Source organism: Sporolactobacillus sp. STSJ-5 (genome assembly GCF_024385605.1).
In the GTDB taxonomy this organism is placed as follows: domain Bacteria; phylum Bacillota; class Bacilli; order Bacillales; family Sporolactobacillaceae; genus Sporolactobacillus.
In genome coordinates this window covers 42,005-60,916 of the sequence record NZ_JANFOJ010000007.1, presented here as the reverse complement: position 1 = coordinate 60,916, position 18,912 = coordinate 42,005, and the positions used below count along the sequence as shown (strand labels likewise).

20 protein-coding genes are annotated in these 18,912 nt (G+C 41.8%); 4 read left to right on the top strand and 16 right to left on the bottom strand.

What is annotated here, in order from left to right:
• Positions 1–6: 6 nt before the first annotated feature.
• The 5 genes from NOM01_RS08500 to NOM01_RS08480 form a co-directional block, all read right to left on the bottom strand.
• Entirely contained in the window at positions 7–909 is a 903-nt protein-coding gene (locus NOM01_RS08500) for a tyrosine-type recombinase/integrase (protein ID WP_255748024.1), read from the bottom strand.
• A 4-nt stretch (positions 910–913) separates the two neighbouring features.
• Complete coding sequence (locus NOM01_RS08495) at positions 914–1,156, bottom strand: DUF4227 family protein (protein WP_255748023.1); 243 nt, start codon at positions 1,154–1,156, stop codon at positions 914–916.
• 149 nt (positions 1,157–1,305) lie between these two features.
• Positions 1,306–1,806 carry a ferric iron uptake transcriptional regulator gene (fur, locus tag NOM01_RS08490; protein WP_255748022.1) on the bottom strand — a complete coding sequence of 167 codons (501 nt, stop codon included), beginning with the start codon at positions 1,804–1,806 and terminating at the stop codon, positions 1,306–1,308.
• A 221-nt stretch (positions 1,807–2,027) separates the two neighbouring features.
• A complete protein-coding gene (gene spoIIM, locus NOM01_RS08485; protein ID WP_255748020.1) occupies positions 2,028–2,660 on the bottom strand; it encodes a stage II sporulation protein M in 633 nt (210 codons plus the stop codon).
• A gap of 110 nt (positions 2,661–2,770) precedes the next feature.
• Positions 2,771–3,307: an NUDIX hydrolase gene (locus NOM01_RS08480; protein ID WP_255748018.1), complete on the bottom strand. Its 537-nt coding sequence runs from the start codon at positions 3,305–3,307 to the stop codon at positions 2,771–2,773.
• 248 nt (positions 3,308–3,555) lie between these two features.
• Here NOM01_RS08480 and NOM01_RS08475 point away from each other — a divergent pair, with 248 nt between their 5' ends.
• Positions 3,556–4,818, top strand: a complete 1,263-nt coding sequence (locus NOM01_RS08475; RefSeq protein WP_255748017.1) for an MFS transporter — start codon at positions 3,556–3,558, stop codon at positions 4,816–4,818.
• Here the strand turns inward: NOM01_RS08475 and NOM01_RS08470 are convergent, their stop codons facing one another.
• The 3 genes from NOM01_RS08470 to NOM01_RS08460 all read right to left on the bottom strand — a co-directional run bounded on the left by NOM01_RS08470 (position 4,819) and on the right by NOM01_RS08460 (position 7,249).
• Positions 4,819–5,445 carry a DNA-3-methyladenine glycosylase I gene (locus tag NOM01_RS08470; RefSeq protein ID WP_255748016.1) on the bottom strand — a complete coding sequence of 209 codons (627 nt, stop codon included), beginning with the start codon at positions 5,443–5,445 and terminating at the stop codon, positions 4,819–4,821.
• A gap of 15 nt (positions 5,446–5,460) precedes the next feature.
• Entirely contained in the window at positions 5,461–6,003 is a 543-nt protein-coding gene (locus NOM01_RS08465) for a cysteine hydrolase family protein (RefSeq protein ID WP_255748015.1), read from the bottom strand.
• A 319-nt stretch (positions 6,004–6,322) separates the two neighbouring features.
• The gene (locus NOM01_RS08460) at positions 6,323–7,249 is read right to left on the bottom strand and encodes a cation diffusion facilitator family transporter (protein ID WP_255748177.1); all 927 of its coding nucleotides are present in this window, start codon (positions 7,247–7,249) and stop codon (positions 6,323–6,325) included.
• 303 nt (positions 7,250–7,552) lie between these two features.
• On the opposite strand from NOM01_RS08460, the gene gloA2 reads away from it, so the two are divergent.
• On the top strand, positions 7,553–7,945 hold the full coding sequence (gene gloA2, locus NOM01_RS08455) for an SMU1112c/YaeR family gloxylase I-like metalloprotein (protein ID WP_255748014.1): 393 nt from the start codon (positions 7,553–7,555) through the stop codon (positions 7,943–7,945).
• 68 nt (positions 7,946–8,013) lie between these two features.
• Complete coding sequence (gene deoD / locus NOM01_RS08450) at positions 8,014–8,724, top strand: purine-nucleoside phosphorylase (protein WP_255748013.1); 711 nt, start codon at positions 8,014–8,016, stop codon at positions 8,722–8,724.
• A 69-nt stretch (positions 8,725–8,793) separates the two neighbouring features.
• Here deoD and NOM01_RS08445 read toward each other — a convergent pair whose 3' ends face one another.
• The 6 genes from NOM01_RS08445 to NOM01_RS08420 form a co-directional block, all read right to left on the bottom strand.
• Positions 8,794–9,255: an NUDIX hydrolase gene (locus NOM01_RS08445; RefSeq protein ID WP_255748011.1), complete on the bottom strand. Its 462-nt coding sequence runs from the start codon at positions 9,253–9,255 to the stop codon at positions 8,794–8,796.
• A gap of 23 nt (positions 9,256–9,278) precedes the next feature.
• Entirely contained in the window at positions 9,279–10,355 is a 1,077-nt protein-coding gene (locus NOM01_RS08440; protein ID WP_255748010.1) for an AI-2E family transporter, read from the bottom strand.
• A 279-nt stretch (positions 10,356–10,634) separates the two neighbouring features.
• On the bottom strand, positions 10,635–11,879 hold the full coding sequence (locus NOM01_RS08435; RefSeq protein WP_255748008.1) for a dihydrolipoamide acetyltransferase family protein: 1,245 nt from the start codon (positions 11,877–11,879) through the stop codon (positions 10,635–10,637).
• An 84-nt stretch (positions 11,880–11,963) separates the two neighbouring features.
• On the bottom strand, positions 11,964–12,998 hold the full coding sequence (locus NOM01_RS08430; RefSeq protein WP_255748007.1) for an alpha-ketoacid dehydrogenase subunit beta: 1,035 nt from the start codon (positions 12,996–12,998) through the stop codon (positions 11,964–11,966).
• A gap of 30 nt (positions 12,999–13,028) precedes the next feature.
• Positions 13,029–14,024, bottom strand: coding sequence for a thiamine pyrophosphate-dependent dehydrogenase E1 component subunit alpha (locus tag NOM01_RS08425; RefSeq protein WP_255748006.1), 996 nt, complete (start codon positions 14,022–14,024; stop codon positions 13,029–13,031).
• A gap of 129 nt (positions 14,025–14,153) precedes the next feature.
• Complete coding sequence (locus NOM01_RS08420; protein WP_255748005.1) at positions 14,154–14,936, bottom strand: SDR family NAD(P)-dependent oxidoreductase; 783 nt, start codon at positions 14,934–14,936, stop codon at positions 14,154–14,156.
• A gap of 313 nt (positions 14,937–15,249) precedes the next feature.
• On the opposite strand from NOM01_RS08420, the gene NOM01_RS08415 reads away from it, so the two are divergent.
• On the top strand, positions 15,250–16,512 hold the full coding sequence (locus NOM01_RS08415; protein WP_255748003.1) for an ammonium transporter: 1,263 nt from the start codon (positions 15,250–15,252) through the stop codon (positions 16,510–16,512).
• 192 nt (positions 16,513–16,704) lie between these two features.
• Here NOM01_RS08415 and rnz read toward each other — a convergent pair whose 3' ends face one another.
• Both rnz and NOM01_RS08405 read right to left on the bottom strand, forming a co-directional pair.
• Complete coding sequence (gene rnz, locus NOM01_RS08410; RefSeq protein WP_255748001.1) at positions 16,705–17,640, bottom strand: ribonuclease Z; 936 nt, start codon at positions 17,638–17,640, stop codon at positions 16,705–16,707.
• 57 nt (positions 17,641–17,697) lie between these two features.
• Entirely contained in the window at positions 17,698–18,909 is a 1,212-nt protein-coding gene (locus tag NOM01_RS08405) for a DNA polymerase IV (protein WP_255747999.1), read from the bottom strand.
• Positions 18,910–18,912 lie beyond the last annotated feature (3 nt).

The following is an 18,912-nucleotide window of genomic DNA, read 5'->3' as shown; positions in this document are numbered from 1 at the left end:
GTTTTCTTATTTTAATTTTACACGCGGATGATACATTGCGTAAACTTTTTTTAAAGGTAATCGATTTGGACGCGGATATTGCATCGTAGCAGAAGTATGCTGACGCCCCATCAATTCATCGATGAATTCGAGTGGTGCACCATTTTGCAACAGATGCGCTGTAAGCGACTTTCTCAACGTTTCCGGTGAAATAGACACAGAGATGTCTGCCTGATCAGCATAATGTTTGAGAATCTTCCAGATTCCCTGCCGTGTTAAGCGTTTATTCATGCGGTTCATGAAAAGCGGTTGGTTTAAATCTATTTTTTCTCCATCTTGAATAAGTGATTCTATGTACATACGGAGTGCAGAAATGGCCAGGGAATCAAGCGGCAATATCCGTTCGTTTCCTTTCTTACCCAAACAGCGAATAAATTCCAAATCAAGATTCACGTGTGCGGCATCAAGACGAATGCATTCGGAAACACGCATTCCTGTAGCATAAAGAACCTCAAGTAAGGCCCGGTCGCGTTTTCCGATCTTCGTTCGCAGGTCCGGTGCATCCAAAAGTTGTTTCACTTGATTAGTTGTCAATAATGGTGGCAGCGGATTTCGCTGAATCTTAGGCAATTCCAAAGAATAGGCGGGGTCAGCAGTCGTTTGCTTACTTATGAGCAGATAGCGATGCAGACCGCGGATGGCTGCAGCTTTTCGTGCAATTGTCGACGGCGCGCAGCCTGAATCTTTAAGGAAATACATATAATTAAGCACGATTACCTCAGTGACATCCTGCCATACGCTGCATTGCTTCTTAGAGATTAAATAATCAGTATATTGTGTCAGATCGCCTCGATAGGCTTCGATTGTATTTGAAGACAAACCGCGTTCCTTATTAAGTAAATCCAAAAAATGGTCTACCAGTTTCCTCAATTGTTTATTCACCATCTCTCAAAAACTCAAAAAACCGTGAAAAATCAAGAGTATGTGTCACTTTGACATTCCCTGATTGCTCATGGCGAATCACTGCTACTGCACCCGACCCTGGTTCATCATACCGATGAACTTGACCCAAAAAATGGTCCATCCACATCATACCGAAATAAAAAACAGCGGTTAATAAAACAAACAGACAGCATATTTTTATAAAATTTACTCCGACATGGAAAATATCTCTCATTTGTTCATCCCGCCTGTCCATATAAAGTTGCTCTCTTATTATTATGAAACAGGCGGATAAATCATATCAAAAGTAGAAACTTAAAATAGATAAATTCCGAATAAATGAAAAAACAGTCTGAAAGTTTCAGGCTGCCGAATTGAGAACAGTCACACCTTTTCCGGTTCCTGTTCTGATTCTTTTTCTTTATTTAAACGATTTTCTTCTTCACGTTTTTCCAAGCAACGATGGCAGATCCCATGGAAAGTCAAGCGGTGATCTTTAACTTTGAAATGCCATTTTCGCTCAACCACTTTTTCAACTTCCCCAAGCAAATCTTCTTGTATTTCATCCACAGATCCGCATTCGATACAAACAAGATGATGATGAAAATGGCTTGCACCTTCTCTACGCAAATCATAACGTGAAACGCCATCACCAAAATTAATTTTGTCGACGATTTTCAGTTCTGCTAACAATTCAAGAGTTCGATATACTGTAGCAAGTCCGATTTCTGGTGCTTTCTCTTTCACAAGGAGATACACATCTTCAGCGCTGAGGTGATCTTGTTCATTCTCCAACAAGACCCTTACAGTCGCTTCTCGCTGAGGCGTCAGCTTATACTTCTGCCCATGAAGCTGCTTCTTAATTCGATTAATTCTGCCTTCCATACAAGCCCCCCCTTTGCAAGAACGATGCATAAAACAGATTAGCGGCCATTATGAAATGACGGTCGATCCGATCCGCTACCCGCACCAATGCGGAATGACCCGCAAATAACTACTGGTTTTTACAGGAAAATTATAATCCTTATTGAGAATGGTGTCAATTAAATATAATAATTTTTAAATTATAATTATTTTATTTATAATTACCTATTACTAGCAATCGATCACGCTATAAAAAGGCGTATTAAAGCAGGTGACACATACGCTTCATATCCAGAGGCAATTGCTGCTATTAATACTGTACTTGCTAAAACAAGACCATAATTGATAAATTGCGGCAGCATTGGCTGATTTCTCGTTTTCATCAAGAGTTGACGAATCATTTTCAATGAAAAGGCAACGGACAGAACGGCAATAAACAAGTAGTTAGGTATGATCAGCAAATTTTGCGGAAAAATGCTGACAAGAATAGCCATCAGTCCTTTCATTCCCATTTGACTGACTAAAAAGCCGACAGTAAAGCCGAGAAAAATTCCTTTGACAAAAATGAGCAAAAAGATGAGCGGAAGTCCGATCACGGAAAGACCAAGCACCCAAATTAAAATAAGATACTGTAAATCGTGAAATAGGCTGTCTTTAAAAAGTGCCCTCGGATCAGCAACCTGATTCTTTGCTAGTTCACCGAAAAATTGCTGCAAATAGTGGAGCAGATCGTTTTTGGATTCATAGGGCAGGCAGTTTACCACAATGGCCCCAAATATGATCCCCATAAGCAGCAGCCCTGTAACAAAGGTATAAAGTGATAAGTAATCGCTAATATGCTGATGAAGCACCTTTTTTAGACGTTCTGCAATCATTTTTGTCAACCTCCCGGCATTTCGATCATATGAAATCTATAATTTCATTCTATGATTACAACGGATAACTATGATCGAATCGAGAGATTTTACGACTCTAGCCTATGATTTTATTTTGCGTGAAGCTGCATATATTGAACGGCGTAAACAGATTTCGCATCATAAATACGATGATCTTTAACCATTTGAACCGCCTCTTCAAGACTTACTGCACACACTTCCAGAAATTCGTCCTGATCAAGATGCTGTTTTCCTTCAATGAGCGAATCTGTAAAATAGACATGAAGCAACTCATCAGAGAATCCTGGAGATGAATAAAATGAAGCAATTTTCTCCATTTTTTTACAACGATAACCGGTTTCCTCTTCAAGTTCCCTTAATGCCGAATCATCAGGGTTCTCGTCGGGTTCTAGTTTTCCCGCTGGAATTTCATAGATGATCCCGTTCAACGGATAACGATATTGTCGCACGAGCAATAATTTTCCTTCTTTATTAACAGCAATTACAGCGACTGCACCGGGATGCTTTACAACCTCGCGCGTTGAGGTTTCCCCGTTAGGCAGTTCCACTTGATCAACAAACAAATGAACAATTCTTCCTTTGAAGATTTCTTTTGAGTCTTTCTTTATTTCGGTAAGACCATCCATGAAACACACATCCTTCATCATTTTATACTTTCTCAGCAGAGTGGTATTGTTGCAGTATTCTTGTTCCGATCTCATTTTAACATAGCAGATCATTCTGCTTGAATGATCTGTTGTTCATTTTTTCACCGCCGCTTCATTCTTTTCAGGTTAATCCCTAACAATAAGACTCATTCGCTGATGACTTATAAGTAATTTTGCTTTATAGTGATTAAGGTTGTTAAAAAGCGCTGTTATTTGAGGTGAAAACAATGAGTCCTGAACATACTGCAACGCCTACCAAACATAATGTCCCGCATTTTTTTCTGCCAATTTATCAATCACGGGCATTTAGAGCATTGTGGATCGGAAATACGCTCTCTGTGTTTGGTTCATCGATTACAGGCATTATTATTCCCATACTCGTTTATTCACTGACACAGTCAACGCTTGCGATGGGATTTGTTATGACTGCCTATATGCTTCCCAATGTCATTATCTTGCCCTTTGCCGGAATCATTGTAGATAAAGTGAATCGAGCAAAACTGATGCGTTTGACTGACATCGTTCGCTGCTCGATGGCATTCACAATCATGGGTATGGGATTAAACGGATCGTTAACCATTCACCTATTGTCAATGTTTGCAATTATACTCGGAATCATGGATGGTCTTTTTCAACCCGCCTTTTCAGCAATGAGAGCGACCGTCTTCACACCGGAAATCCGCACCTCTGCAAATGCCCTGAATCAATTAAGCATTCAAGGCATGCGGTTGCTCGGACCGGCATTAGGCGGATTAATCGTCTCTGTGTGGTCTGCACCCATCGGATTTGGTATTGATGGGGTTACTTTTCTTGTCTCTTTTACCTGTCTGCTCTATTTGACCAAAGAAGGAAAAATAAGAAAAGCAGCTTTAGAAGCGAAAAAAACTTCCTTTATACACGACTGTTTCGGCGGCATCGAGATCATTAAGCAAAATACATGGCTGTGGGTAACCATCATGGCTTTTTGCTTTATCAATATCTGCACAACAGGGATTACCGTCATCATCATTCCTTGGCTGATGAATGTGCATCATCACTTTCCTTCCTACGTTTACGGCCTTGTTATGTCAGGGCAGGCAATTGGAGCTGCATTGGCTGCCTTTATTTTCGGCATGCGCAAAACATGGCATCATCGCGGTATCATTGCCTATCTTGGGATTGCTCTCGGCGGACTCGCGTTCATTGCCATGCCATTCGTATATAATATCGTCCTTCTCATCGTACTCATGATTTTTGAAGGTTTAGGGAGCATGGCTTTCGGATTAATCTGGGAAACAAGTCTTCAAGATCTTGTCGCTCCTGAAGCGTTTGGGCGCGTCGCGAGTATTGACATGCTCGGATCATTTGCACTTATTCCGGTCGGTTATATGTTCACAGGCTGGTTTGCCAATGTACTTGGAGGCGTTTCTGCAATGCTCGTGCTCAGCTCGCTGACACTTCTGCTGATCGCACTGAGCCTGTGTATTCCGGCCATTCGAAATTTCGATTAGTTATTCATTGCTATTTCCTGATTCGATCAATTCACTCTTAGCTGTGCCCGTTAATTCTCGGAAACAGAAACAATCAGTTAAATGGTCATTAACCATTCCTGTCGCTTGCATAAACGCGTAACAGATTGTCGGGCCAACAAATTTGAAACCTCTTTTTTTCAGATCTTTACTCATCAGAATTGATTCTTCAGTTAATGCGGGGATGGTTTTTGCTTCCTTATAATGATGAATAATTGGCTGTCCTTCTACAAAGGACCATAGGTACTTGTTAAAGGGTTGTTCTTTTTCAACTTCAAAAAAATTGCGTGCATTTGTAACAATGGCATTAATCTTGAGCTTGTTCCTGATAATCCCTGAGTTGTTCATTAACTGTTCAATTTTATCATCAGAAAAAGCCGAGATGGATTGAGGATCGAAACCATCAAATGCCTCCCGATATGCTTCACGTCGTTTTAAAATCGTAATCCAGCTCAATCCGGCCTGCATTCCTTCTAAGCAGAGCATCTCGAACAATTTGAGTGAATCATACTGGGGACGCCCCCACTCATGATCATGATAAGCTAAATAGACAGGGTCTGTTGTGTTCCAAGCGCAACGCCTGATCTTCTGGTCATGTATGTTTTCCAACTCGCTTTTCCTCCCCTAATCCGTAAGTGTTGTTTTGAATATCGCCTTCATATGGTCAAGAAATAAGTCATGCTGATTTGTGAAGGTCGCCATTCCTTTTCGATGCGCGACCGTCTTGTATCCTCTTGAATACGCACCATATGCAGTCAGAAAGTCACAGATATCCGTGCATACTCCTGTTAAGTGGACCGTGTCGATGCGATGCTCTTTTAGCTGCTGATCAAGGTCCGTTCGGATAAAAGCATCATACTCAGACTTAGGAATGAAGATGACATTTGAGTCCTTCTCATGTGTTTGAAACCATTCTCCGAGCCGTCCATACAATTGAGCGCCCCATGTACCTTTTACATTATGCGGCGGCCAAAGCTGGAAATGTGGATCATTCGGTTCATGTGCGTCCATACAGAAAAAAATTGGTTTCTTCTCGCTTAAAAACCTGTCAGCAAGTTTCACAATATAAGGAACAATGCTCTGCGCTGGTTTCCCCGCTGTCAGTCCACCTCGATCATCAACGAAATCATTGCTCATATCAATAACTAGAAGAGCTTCATTACCCATCTGAACATCCTCCAATCTGCTGTAGACACCGATTTTTAATGGGTCTCATAATCTTATCTTTAAGTCTGTTCGCTCATATTGATCACAACTCAATCAATTGAAATGTGACCATCCAGCTGTGTCCCCCCGTTCTCTTCCAAAAGAAAAGACAGCTTTAAATTAATTATAGAACATTTGTTTTCATTTAACTATAAATAAGTAATTCATTCATCACTTTGGCATGGCAACAATTGCTTGCAACAATCGTGCACATTGAAAAAGCGGAAGCCGCGTATTCGTGTTACCTACGCCTGCTTCCGCTCTGTTTGATACCGACACATTATCCATGCCGTTGATGTGCGCAATCAGAATGACAGCTTTGAAAATTGACACTTTCGATTTGAATCGTTGAGTGTTCCAGATGATAGCCATCAAGCACTTGTTCGACTTGTCTCAGCATGTCATCATGGTTGATACCCTCTTCGACTGTCAGATGACAGCTTAACGAAAAAAATCCCGAAGTGATCGTCCAAATGTGGAGATCATGGATTCCGTTAACACCTTCCAATGCTGTAATCCGACTGCGAATTTCATCCAGATCAAGATTATCGGGCTTAGCTTCCATTAAGACGTTAATCGAGTCGCGTGTGACACTCCATCCGCTTTTCAATATAATTACAGATACAATCATGCTGGCAATCGGATCGGCAAGTCCCCAACCGAAAAACATAATTAGTGCCGATGCGGTAACAGCCCCAACAGAGCCAAGCAAATCGCCAAGCACATGTAAAAATGCACTTCGTACATTCAAATTGTCATCTTTTTCGCCTTGCATTAGAATTTTTGCCACAATAATATTTACGAGAAGTCCTATGAATGCAATCATCATCATTTCGCCGCTCGCAATGGTGACAGGCTGCGCAATTCTTGTGATCGCCTCTATGATAATCCAAATTGAAATAAGGAGAAGCAGAATTCCATTAAATAGAGCTGCCAATATCTCAAATCGCTTGTATCCGAACGTTTTCCGATTATTTACAGAAATTTTGCTTCCAATCACCATTGCAGTAAAACTCAAGCCCAGAGAAACAGCATCACTAAGCATATGTCCTGCATCCGACATCAGCGTTAAGCTTCCGCTTAAATAACCGCCGACGGCTTCAACGATCATGAATCCGAAAATAATCAAAAAACTGATAAGCAGTGCCTTTTGATTCGCTGTATGGTGGTGATGCGTGTGACCGTGCGCAACTTCATGATTATGCATTGAATGATTTGCCAAATTTTGTTCACTTCTTTCCTCGATAAGGGCCAAAAACATATGACTAACCGTTCATATGTATAGTATCCGTTTTTTTTAATTAACTGTCAATGGTCTCTTGTTTATGCTCTCAAACCTGCTCACGTTGTATTTTTGATATACTTTAAAATAAGTAAATCGTTTTTTTGAATACTTTGCTTCTAGCAAGTTTGCTGTTCCAGTGTACAGATCATGCAAATTACGCCGTTCTGACGTGAACAGCGAGCAGCATTTATATAAAATAAGGCCAATGAAAAAAGGTGGGAAACTATGGATTTTAAAGGCATTCATCACTGTGCAATCATCTGTTCCAATTATGAACGTTCAAAACATTTCTATGTAGATCTGTTAGGACTTTCCGTTATTAACGAAATCTACAGGGAAGACCGAAACTCCTATAAACTGGATCTTGCAATCGGAAATGGCAACTGCGGCCAAATCGAACTTTTTTCATTTACAAATCCTCCTCAGCGATCAACACATCCAGAGGCATGTGGACTCAGGCATCTCGCCTTATCTGTTGATGACTTGGAGAAAACTGTTACTGAACTAAACGACAAAGAGATAGAGACAGAACCCATACGTGTAGATCCGATTACGGGAAAAAAATTCACGTTCTTCAGGGATCCTGATGATCTGCCGCTTGAGCTCTACCAAAATTAATTTAACCAGCTCAATGTTTGCGTGATAAAATAGGTAAGACTTGTTCAATTTGAGGGAGGAACTATAAAATGAGTATTCATATTGAAGCAAAACCAGGTGAAATTGCGGAACGCATTTTGCTCCCTGGTGATCCATTACGTGCGAAATATATTGCCGAGACCTACTTAAAAGAAGTTACCCAGTACAATAATGTGCGTGGAATGCTTGGATTTACGGGTACATATAAAGGGGAACGCATTTCGGTTCAAGGTACTGGAATGGGAATTCCCTCAATATCGATCTATGTTAATGAATTGATTCGTGACTACGGTGTCAAGAAATTGATTCGTGTCGGTACCTGCGGCGGCGTTCAAAACGGAATTCATGTTCGAGATGTTATATTGGCTATGTCTGCAACAACGGATTCCTCCGTTAATCACGGTGTTTTTCCAACTATTGATTATGCACCTACCGCTGACTTTAGGCTTCTCCAAAAGGCATATAATATCGGCACAAAGTTAGGCGTTTCATTAAGAGCCGGCAACGTTTTATCTGCCGATGTTTTCTATCGTGACAGTATGGATATCGTGAAAAAATTAGGTGAGTATGGTGTATTAGCAGTAGAAATGGAGACTTCAGCGCTATACACATTAGCGGCCAAATATGGAGCCCAAGCATTAACTGTTCTGACGGTCAGTGATCACATTTTCTCAGACGAGCCGGATACGACAGCCGCCGAACGTCAGACAACATTCAACGACATGATTAACATTGCCCTTGATACCGTAATTAGCGACTGAATCACGTAACCTTTTTCTTAAACTAAAAGAGCACCGATCCAATTAATGTACAGATCAGTGCTCTTTTGTTTATGCGTTATTTTGTTGTTCAAAATAATCATCAAGGATTCTTTTCTGGTTCTTCAGAATAAAATCCGGAAGATCTTTTTGTGTACGGAACTCAAACCGCTCTGACTCTGTTTTATCAATTCGCCAATCGCCTTCAAACATATCTGCCTCATAGGCAATTGTTACGGGATAATATTGATCTCCGTTTTCCGCTACAGCTGGCGTCTTCACGCCAGAATATACCTGAAACAGATGAAGCCCATGAACCATTAAGCCGGTCTCTTCACGAATTTCTCGACTCGCCGTTTCCTCTGCCGTTTCGCCAAGCTCCATCAGGCCACCCGGAAGTCCCCAGCTTCCTTCTGGATATTTGCGTTTCTGAAGGAGCACTGCTCCTCGGTGGTCATGAATGATTGCGACTGCGCCAACCAGAATAATTGGCTCGTGTCCAATCTTGCTCCTCAGATTCTCTATGTACCCCATACTAATCTCTCCCTCAACTAATTTTATTGCTTGCGCAATTGGATTAATTGGTACACACGCGTCACAATTACCTTGCACACAGCATAGAAGGGAATGGCAAGCAGCATGCCGATAATACCGGCCAAGTTTCCTGCAACAAGCAGAATACAGATGATCGTCAGCGGGTGAATATCTAATTTTCTTCCCATGACAAGCGGTGAGATCACATTGCCTTCAATTTGCTGAACGACGGTAACTCCGATGATAACATAAAGTGCGAGAATCGGTGATTGAATAAACGCAACAATGACAGCCGGTATGGTTGCAATAAATGAGCCGATAAACGGGATGACATTTGTAAACAAAATGACTAAGGCGAGTACCAGCGAGTAGTGGAGTCCGATAATCAGATACCAAATATAAATGAAGACAAAATCAAAGAGTAAAACAATCATCTGCCCCTGAATATATCCGCTCAACGTTTGATCCATGTCCCTAAGTATCTCTCCCGCTTTTTCGCGATGCTCGGCAGGAATGAATTTTATAATTCCTTGAGACATGCGATCACCATCTTTTAAAAGATAGAAAAGGATAAAGGGAACGATGGCAATAATGAGCACAGTACCTGTAATCGATTGGATAATGGATAGAATATTATTTCCAAATGTAGTCGCCATTGCAGATAGAGATTTTGAAAAACGGTTGGCGAAATCAAGATATGGAATTTCATCCAAATGCATCTTTGAAAAAATTTCACTCTGTTGAAAGTTGACCAGTTGTTCGCCAAGCTGCTGTACCAAGCCCGGCATGCTTGTAATTAAGGAAAGAAACTGATTATATAAGAGCGGGCCAAAATTAAAGAGAAGCAAGGTGATTAATCCGATGACAACGAGATAAATAATGATTATAGCAACAACTCTTGGAATTTTAAGCCTTACTAATCCACGAACAAGAGGACGCAATAAATAAAAGAGCAATCCGGAAATAATGAGAGGAGCCGCAAGTGATGTAAATAGAACACCAATCGGCTGTAAAATAAAGGTAAGTTTCGAACCTACCATAAGTATTATTAATATCAGAAGCACCCAAACTGCAAATCGAAAGTATTTAGATTTCGGCATGACCATTCCCCAATCTTTCAAAAATGCCGATAATACGGCTAACATTCACTATTCCATTGTACCCTATTTCACAATCACTAATCCAATATAATCCAAATCTAACATCAAACTCGAGCACCATTGACTTTAAAAAATTTGTACTAAATGATCCTCTTCCTTGTGAGTTCTGCAAAAAAAAAGGAAGCAGCCGTCGTTTACCCGGATCTGTTTCCTGCATAACATGACTCGTTTATTCTATTAAACTTATCTTATTTAATAAAAATCTCTTTACGCAAAAATTTAGAGTACCAATTTGAATGGTGCTTCTAGATTTTGTTTAACCGTAGCTAAAAATGCGGCTGCCGGCGCTCCGTCAACTGCTCGATGATCAAAGGTCAAACTGAGCGGCATCATACTGCGTTTCTTTAGTTCATCGCCAAAGTAAACAGGCTGTTCACTTATCGTACCTACACCAAGTATACCTACTTCAGGAGGATTGATCACCGGTGTGAAGAAGCCGACGCCATAGGTTCCTAGTGAAGTAATGGTAAACGTTGATCCGCTTAACTGAAGCTGATTCAATTCCGAACCGCGTGCTTGCTTGCTCGCTTTGCGAATCTCGCGTGATATAGAACTCAATGATTTTTTGTCCGCGTCTTGAATGACCGGTACAACGAGTCCTTCATTAAGCGCTACCGCCACGCCAAGGTGAACGGCATCAAAAGTTGTAATCGTATCCCCTTCATAGATGCTGTTCATCGCTTTGTGTTCAAGCAAGGCGTTAATTGCTGCCTTGGCAATGAAATCAGTGATCGTTAAACGCACTTCATCATTAATTTGATACGCTTCACGCGCTTTTTTCTGGAAAGCTATCAGTTCTGTGACATCGACAGTGGTCTGCAGAGTCAATTGTGCTGTTGTCTGCAAACTGTTGAACATTCGATCTGAGATCACTTTACGCATTCCAGTAACTTTCTTTGCCGTTCCTATACTAAGTGATGATGGTGCAGGTGTTGGAGCAGGCTTAGATGCTTCAGCCGGCTGCTGAGCTTTTTTTGTCTGAGCCGCAGCAACATCGGCTTTTGTAATTCGTCCCATTGGCCCCGTGCCGGTAACGGTAGCTAAATCTATATTTTCGATTTTTGCTAAACGGCGAGCCGCGGGAGAAACACGAAGTCTCGGTTCTTCACCCTTCGCCGGTTCTGGAGCAGATTCTGCTGCAGGTGCAGGGGCTTCAGCAGCAACTGGAACATCTTGTTTCTTTTCCGGTGCTGGTGCAGATGCTTCTTCTGAATTAACTGTTTCCCCTGGAGCACCAATATATCCTAACGGGTGACCAATTGGAACAACATCGTCAACATCTGCTTCAATATCAATAAGGACGCCTTCTTCCGGCGCTTCCAGTTCTTTTTCAATCTTATCTGAACTAATTGAGACAACAGATTCGCCTTTTTTTACCGAATCCCCTTTTTGTTTCAACCATTCGACAACCGTTCCTTCTTCCATGCCCATGCCCATTTTCGGCATAATGATTTCTACCGCCATTTTTTCCTCGCTCCTTTCGGATAAACTCAGAAGGGATACTGAGATCAATTACGGAGCATCCCATTACTATAATTGCTGATTACTTTACACAGCTGAGAAAACTTTATCGCCTACCATAACACTGAATGCATCGATAATTTTCTCAGGTGTCGGCATATACAACTTCTCAAGCGGCGGAGAAAATGGTACTGGTGCATGAGGAGCAGTCACACGCTTAATTGGCGCATCCAGATAATCAAAGGCTTTATCACCGACGATCGCTGCGATATCCGTAGCTGCACTGCAACGAGGATAAGCTTCATCTACAATAATTAGTCGTCCCGTCTTCTTCACCGAATTGATAATCGTATCTTCATCAAGAGGTGATAAAGTTCTAGGATCAATAACTTCTGCTTCGAAACCTTTCTTCGCCAATTTGTCTGCAGCTTTTAAAGCGGTATATACTTGTTTTCCGAGGCCGACAATCGTCAAATCATTCCCAGCACGTTTGATTTCAGCTTTTCCGAATGGAATTGTATAGAAACCCTCGCCGACCTCGCTTTTCATTCCATAAAGAGTCTTATCTTCAAATACCACGACAGGGTCGTCATCAAAGATTGCGCTGAGCAGCAGTCCCTTCATATCATATGGATTGCTTGGTATGACTACTTTGATACCCGGAATATGTGTGAACAATGCGTAGAGGCTTTGCGAGTGCTGAGCCGCAGCGTTGAATCCGGCGCCGTCAATGGTTCGAATGGTCAGCGGTACCTTTGCTTTTCCTCCGAACATATAATGAAATTTTGCCGCTTGATTCATGACTTCATCTAAACAGCTGCCGATAAAGTCATTGAACATTAGTTCTGAAATAGGTCGTAATCCAGTTGCCGCTGCGGAAACAGCCGCGCCCATATATCCGGATTCAGCAATTGGCGTATCAATTACACGATCACGGCCGAATTCCTCTACAATTCCTTTTGTAACTCCGAAAACACCGCCCCATGCGCCTTGATCCTGCAAATGATCAACTTCCGCACCGCCTGCGACATCTTCGCCGATTAAGATAACATCATCATCTTTACGCATTGCAACTCGAATTGCGTCATTAATTGCTTCTGAATAACTCATTTTAACTGCCATTGCGAGCACCTCCAGATTTATCCAATCGATTTAATATGAGACATAGACATCGGTGGTGACTTCTTTATCATCAGGGAATGGACTTTCCTCACTAAATCGAACCGCCTCATCGATGGCTGCCTTGACTGAATCATCAAGTCCCTTGATTTCTTCAGCCGACAAAATTTTGTTTTTCTTTAAGTAGCCCTGAAATCTGAGAATAGCGTCGTCATCAGTAACTGCCTTTTGTTGTTTTTCTTTATCTTTATATGATTGCGTATCGCCTTCAAAATGTCCGAAATCGCGATAGGTCATGCATTCAAGAATCGTCGGGCCTTCACCTTTGCGTGCGCGTGCAACTGCCTTTCCTGCAGCGTCATACACGGCAGTCAGATCTTTTCCGTCCACCGTTTCTCCTGCAATTTTATATACCTTGGCAAAATTTGCAATTGAATCAGCTGCTGCTGCGTATTCAAATGTAGAAGCTTCACCGAATCCGTTATTTTCGCATACGAAAATAACGGGAAGTTTCCAGATGGCAGCCATATTCACTGCTTCGTGGAACGTTCCGTGGTTGCTTGCTCCATCGCCGAAGAAGCAGACGGCAACATCATTCGTTTTCTTTACTTTGGCTGTTAGTCCCGCACCGACCGCCAGCGGCAGTCCCGCGCCTACAATACCATTGGCACCGAGCATGCCTTTTGATACATCCGCAATATGCATGGAACCTCCCTTACCCTTGCAGAGACCGGTTGCTCGTCCGTAGATCTCAGCCATCATTCCGTTCAAATCACAACCTTTTGCGATACAATGTCCATGTCCGCGGTGGGTACTTGTGATACTGTCATTGTCTGTCAGGTGAGCACAGACTCCGACAGCAACAGCTTCTTCGCCTGCATACAAGTGAACAAAACCCGGTATCTCACCCTTAGCGAAGATTTCATGTACAGCAGTTTCAAATTGGCGAATCTCTTGCATTTTCGTATAAATCCATTTTGCTTTCTCAACGGTCATGTCTTTAGCGGATGCTTGTGTTTCAGTTTGCATTCTGACTCCTCCCGTCATTTAGCGCTTACAAAATTGAACGCGCAATAATGTAAGCGTTTTCTTACAAATCAATAATACACTTTTTGCACGTAATATGCAAAATATATAGATTGTCACTGAAAAAAATGCCTACTTCATATTAATAATACGTCCGAAAATCTTCTCAAATACTCCGGGCATTAACTGATACAGCTTTGCACCTATACCCATATACCAAGGAAGATTAATTTCCCGCTTATTTTTTTCAATTCCACTGATCACTTTTTCCGCTACGGTACGTGCATCAAGCATAAAACGTCCTGCATTTTTCAAATAATGTCCTGAAGGATCCGCAATATTTAAAAACGGCGTACGAATCGGTCCGGGATTTACAACAATTACGCGTATGCCGTCCTTCAATGTTTCCATCCTCAATCCATTTGAGAAACCGATGACCGCATGCTTTGTTGCACCATAGACGACCGATTTTGATGTCGTAATGATTCCTGCAAGTGATGCAATATTAACGATACATCCGTGTTTTTGCTGAACCATTGATGGAAGAGCAGCCTGTGTACAGTGAATGAGTCCATGTACATTGACCGCAAGCATTTGATCAATCACGTCGCTTCCCATTTTCGAAAAAAATTGAAATTTTCCAACTCCGGCGCAGTTAATCAGTATGTCAATATGTTGGAAACGCAAAACAATTTTTTCAAAAATCAAGCGAATCGAATTGATGTCAGTTATATCCAATGAATAGTAATCAGCCGAACCGCCTTCAATATTAATTTGTCTCTGCAATTCAGCTAGTTTTTCTACATTGCGAGCAAGCAGCACAACCTGAGCTCCCTTTGAAGCAAATAAACAGGCAAGTTCACGTCCAACCCCACTTGAAGCACCAGTAATAACAATTATTTTCTTTTGAAACATGATGAATACTCCCTTAATGTCGAATCCTCATTTATTACAAATACTATTATAAATAATAGTACATTCAATAGATAACAAATGTTAGCCCCGTCTTATCGCCTAGATCAATTTAATCATTATAAATCACCTAAAGTGAAGCAAAATATGTCGAACTTCGCAGAATTATAGGAAAAAGGGCTTGCAAAATAGTAACAAAAATGCCGAAATTGAAAAGGCTTACATAAATAAATGAATATTTTTAATATTTAGTTGTAACTTTTACTGACATGATATGTTATAATTACTTCATCATAAAAAAGGGGGCATCAACTTAATGAAAGCAACAGATGCTATAACAGTAAGTTTGGATTCTTTATGGGTAATGGTTGCAGCAATTTTAGTTCTCCTTATGCAAGCCGGATTCGCATTTCTTGAAGCAGGATCACTGCGAAGCAAGAATGCGGGCCACATTACAGGAAAGCAGATTATTACACTCGGCGTTTCCTCAATTGTTTTCTGGGCAGTAGGTTATGGGGTCGCTTTTGGCGATGGTAATGCATTTATCGGTACTTCTAAATTTTTCTTGAGCGGCATCCCGAGCGGCGCTGATTCAATTTTCTTCCTCTTCCAGCTCGCATTCGCCGCTGTATCGCTGGCAATTGCTTGGGGCGGTTTTGCAGAACGTGCCAAGTTGTCTGTGTACTTCGTATTCGGAACGATTTTCGTTGCGATCATTTATCCGGTAGTTGGTCACTGGGTATGGGGCGGCGGCTGGCTGTCCACTCTTGGCATGCAGGATTTCGCTGGATCAACAGTCGTTCACCTTCAAGGTGCAACGGCAGCATTAGTTGGTACATTGCTTCTCGGACCTAGAATCGGCAAGTTTGTCGATGGAAAAGCAAAAACAATTCCGGCACACAGTATTCCATTTGTATATCTTGGTACATTTATTCTTTGGATTGGCTGGTTTGGATTCAACGCCGGCAGTACCGTTTCAACAGGTGTAGCAACATCTGGTTATGGTCAATTCTTCGGTTATGTAGCTTTGACAACGAACCTAGCAGCAGCAGCTGGCGCACTTGGTGCTCTGTTCGCAGCAATGCTTATTTCTAAAAAGGCAGATATCGGTGCAATGTGCAACGGTGTTCTTGCCGCACTCGTTGCGATCACAGCATCTTGTGCGTTTGTTGAACCTTGGGCAGCAATTGTCATTGGCGCAGTTGCCGGTGCATTCACTTACTGGACTTCAATCTTCCTTGAAAGCAAAGGTCTTGATGATCCGATCTATGCCTTCTCTGTACACGGCATCTCTGGTGTTATCGGTACTCTTTCAACTGGTTTCTTCGCAGCTCCTAAGCTTGTTGCACTCGCTGGTGTTGGTAAAGCCGGACTCTTCTATGGCGGCGGTTTCCACCAATTAGGCGTTCAAGCACTCGGCGTTATCGCAGCATTCGCTTTTGTTGCTGTTGCTTCGCTGATTGTACTCTCAATCATGAAAGCAACCATGGGTCTCCGCGTATCTGCTGAGGCTGAAAAAGCAGGTCTTGATATCAGCGAACACGGTGCATATGGTTACGGTGAAACAGAAGCAAAGTAATCTGTTTACTTAATGAACGATCAACGTACATGAAAAATAAGGCTCCCATATTTGGGAGCCTTATTTTTGCTTATAAAAAAGGACAAGAAACAAATAACAAACGCAGCAATGAAAACGGATGTCATCATTATATCCTCACCCTCACCGACTTGTATGAAATTTTTCAACACATCGAGTAAGATTTTTGAATGATCAATGCCGTGATGGGTGCTTTAATTCATAAGTCCACAAATCATGAGCGAGAAAAGTTAATGGAAAAACTGCTTTTGCTTCATTAAGCAGTGCTGATTGTTCCCTTTTTTGATATCTTGAACTTAAATGAGAGAGAATCAGAGCTTTTGCCTCCGCTTTATTTGCCGTTTCAGCAGCTTGCAGTGACGTAGAATGGTGATAATCATGAGCAAGCTGATCACAATCTCCACTAAATGTCGCTTCATGAATAAGCAAATCAGCATTTTTCGCAAGAAGCAAAGACGTCTCACAGGGCCTCGTGTCGCCTAAGATGGTAATCGTTCGCCCTTTACGTTGTTTTCCGATGAAATCAGCTGTATCTAGAACTTTTCCATCCGGTAGCATAACATTCTCTTGTTCCTTTATCTGCTTATAAATAGGACCCGGACGCACGCCTATATCGATCAGCTTGTCCACCAGCAACTCTCCGGGCTGATCTTTTTCAGTGATCCGATAACCGTATGTTTTGATGCCGTGATCCAGTTCGCCTGCATCCACAATAAAATGATCATTTTCATACACTATGTTTTCTGAATTAATTTCATGTACAGTAACCGGATAATAGAGATGCGTTCCGGAAACACGAAGTGATGTTTCAACATATTCCTTCAATCCCTTCGGACCGATGAGTGTCAACGGTGTAAGCGCTCCCTGAAAAGACCGACTGCCAAGAATTCCCGGCAACCCGAAGAGATGATCTCCATGCAAGTGGGTGACGAAGATAACTGACAGCTTTGTTAATTTAACAGAGGTATAAAGAATTTGCCGCTGGGTCCCCTCACCACAATCAAAAAGCCATAAATCTCCATCATATTCTGGAAAACTGACAGCGAGCGACGTAACATTTCGTTCTTTCGCCGGCATTCCCGCACCTGTTCCTAAAAATGTAAACCTCATTCTATCCAATCCACCTTTTATACCCTTACTACACTAAATTTTTCAACGATAATACTCTTAATTTCCAAATGAATCTCCCATTCGTTTCTTATCAAGTAGGCGCGTTGCCGGCAGCAACGTTTCTTCTCCAAATTGGTCGTTGATTTGATCAATTAAATTGACAAGCTGCTCTGATTGGGCATCTTTCTGGTATGAAAACAGATCAAGTTGTTTCGTTGAGTCACTGACTGACTGAAAAGAAGCAAGCGTGATACCAAGCAGTCGAACATCATTGCCTTTCCAATTTGAACGAAAGACTGAGAACGCAAGGTTCTCAATTTCTTCCAAGCTCCTCAACGGTTGTACTGTTGTTTTATGTCGCGTAACCGTTGTCCAATCATGATAACGTATCATCAAAATAAGTTCATAGCTTGCCACATGCTCTTTTTTTAATTGAAGCGCTAGCTTAGTCGAAAGCTGATGCAAGGTATCTTGAATAATTTTCATTGATCGTGTGTCCTGAGACAGCGTGACAGAATGTCCGATGCTTTTATAACGATCCCAAGCCTCTGGATCGACAAGACGATCGTCTTGTCCATTTGCTAATTCAAAAAGTCTGCGTCCATTCGTTCCAAAATGCCGTTCAACTAGAACCGGATCATGATTTGCAAGATCACCAATTGTCAGTATGCCTTCTGAGTTAAATTTTTGTTCTGTTTTCGGTCCGACACCATGCATTTTACCAATAGGCAACGGCCATAATAGATCCGCCAACTGTCGCTTTCGGACAACTGTTATGCCCATGGGTTTCTTCATATTAGACGCCATTTTTGCGAGAAATTTATTAGGTGCAATACCAATACTGCATGGCAAACGAAGCTCATCGCCAATCCTGTTTTGAATCGTGCCGGCAAGCTTCAATGGATGTATTTTATTCAAAGCACTCACATCAAGGTAACCTTCATCAATGGATGCTTTTTCAACTAATGGAGTATATTCTTTAAGCATTTCGAATAATTGATCCGAAGTTCGTCGATACAAGGAAAAATCAGGATGACGTACAATGAGGTCAGGACACAGCTTTCGTGCTTCACGAACTGTCATGGTCGTCCGCACCCCTCTTTTTCTTGCCTCATAGCTGCTCGTTACAATGATACCATGCCGCTCCTCCGTTTTACCGGCGATGGCGAGCGGCTTTTTTTTAAGTTCCGGATGGTTGGCAATTTCAACTGAGGCATAAAAACTGTTCATATCGATATGAAAGATAATCCTTGCACTTGCCATCGCCATTTA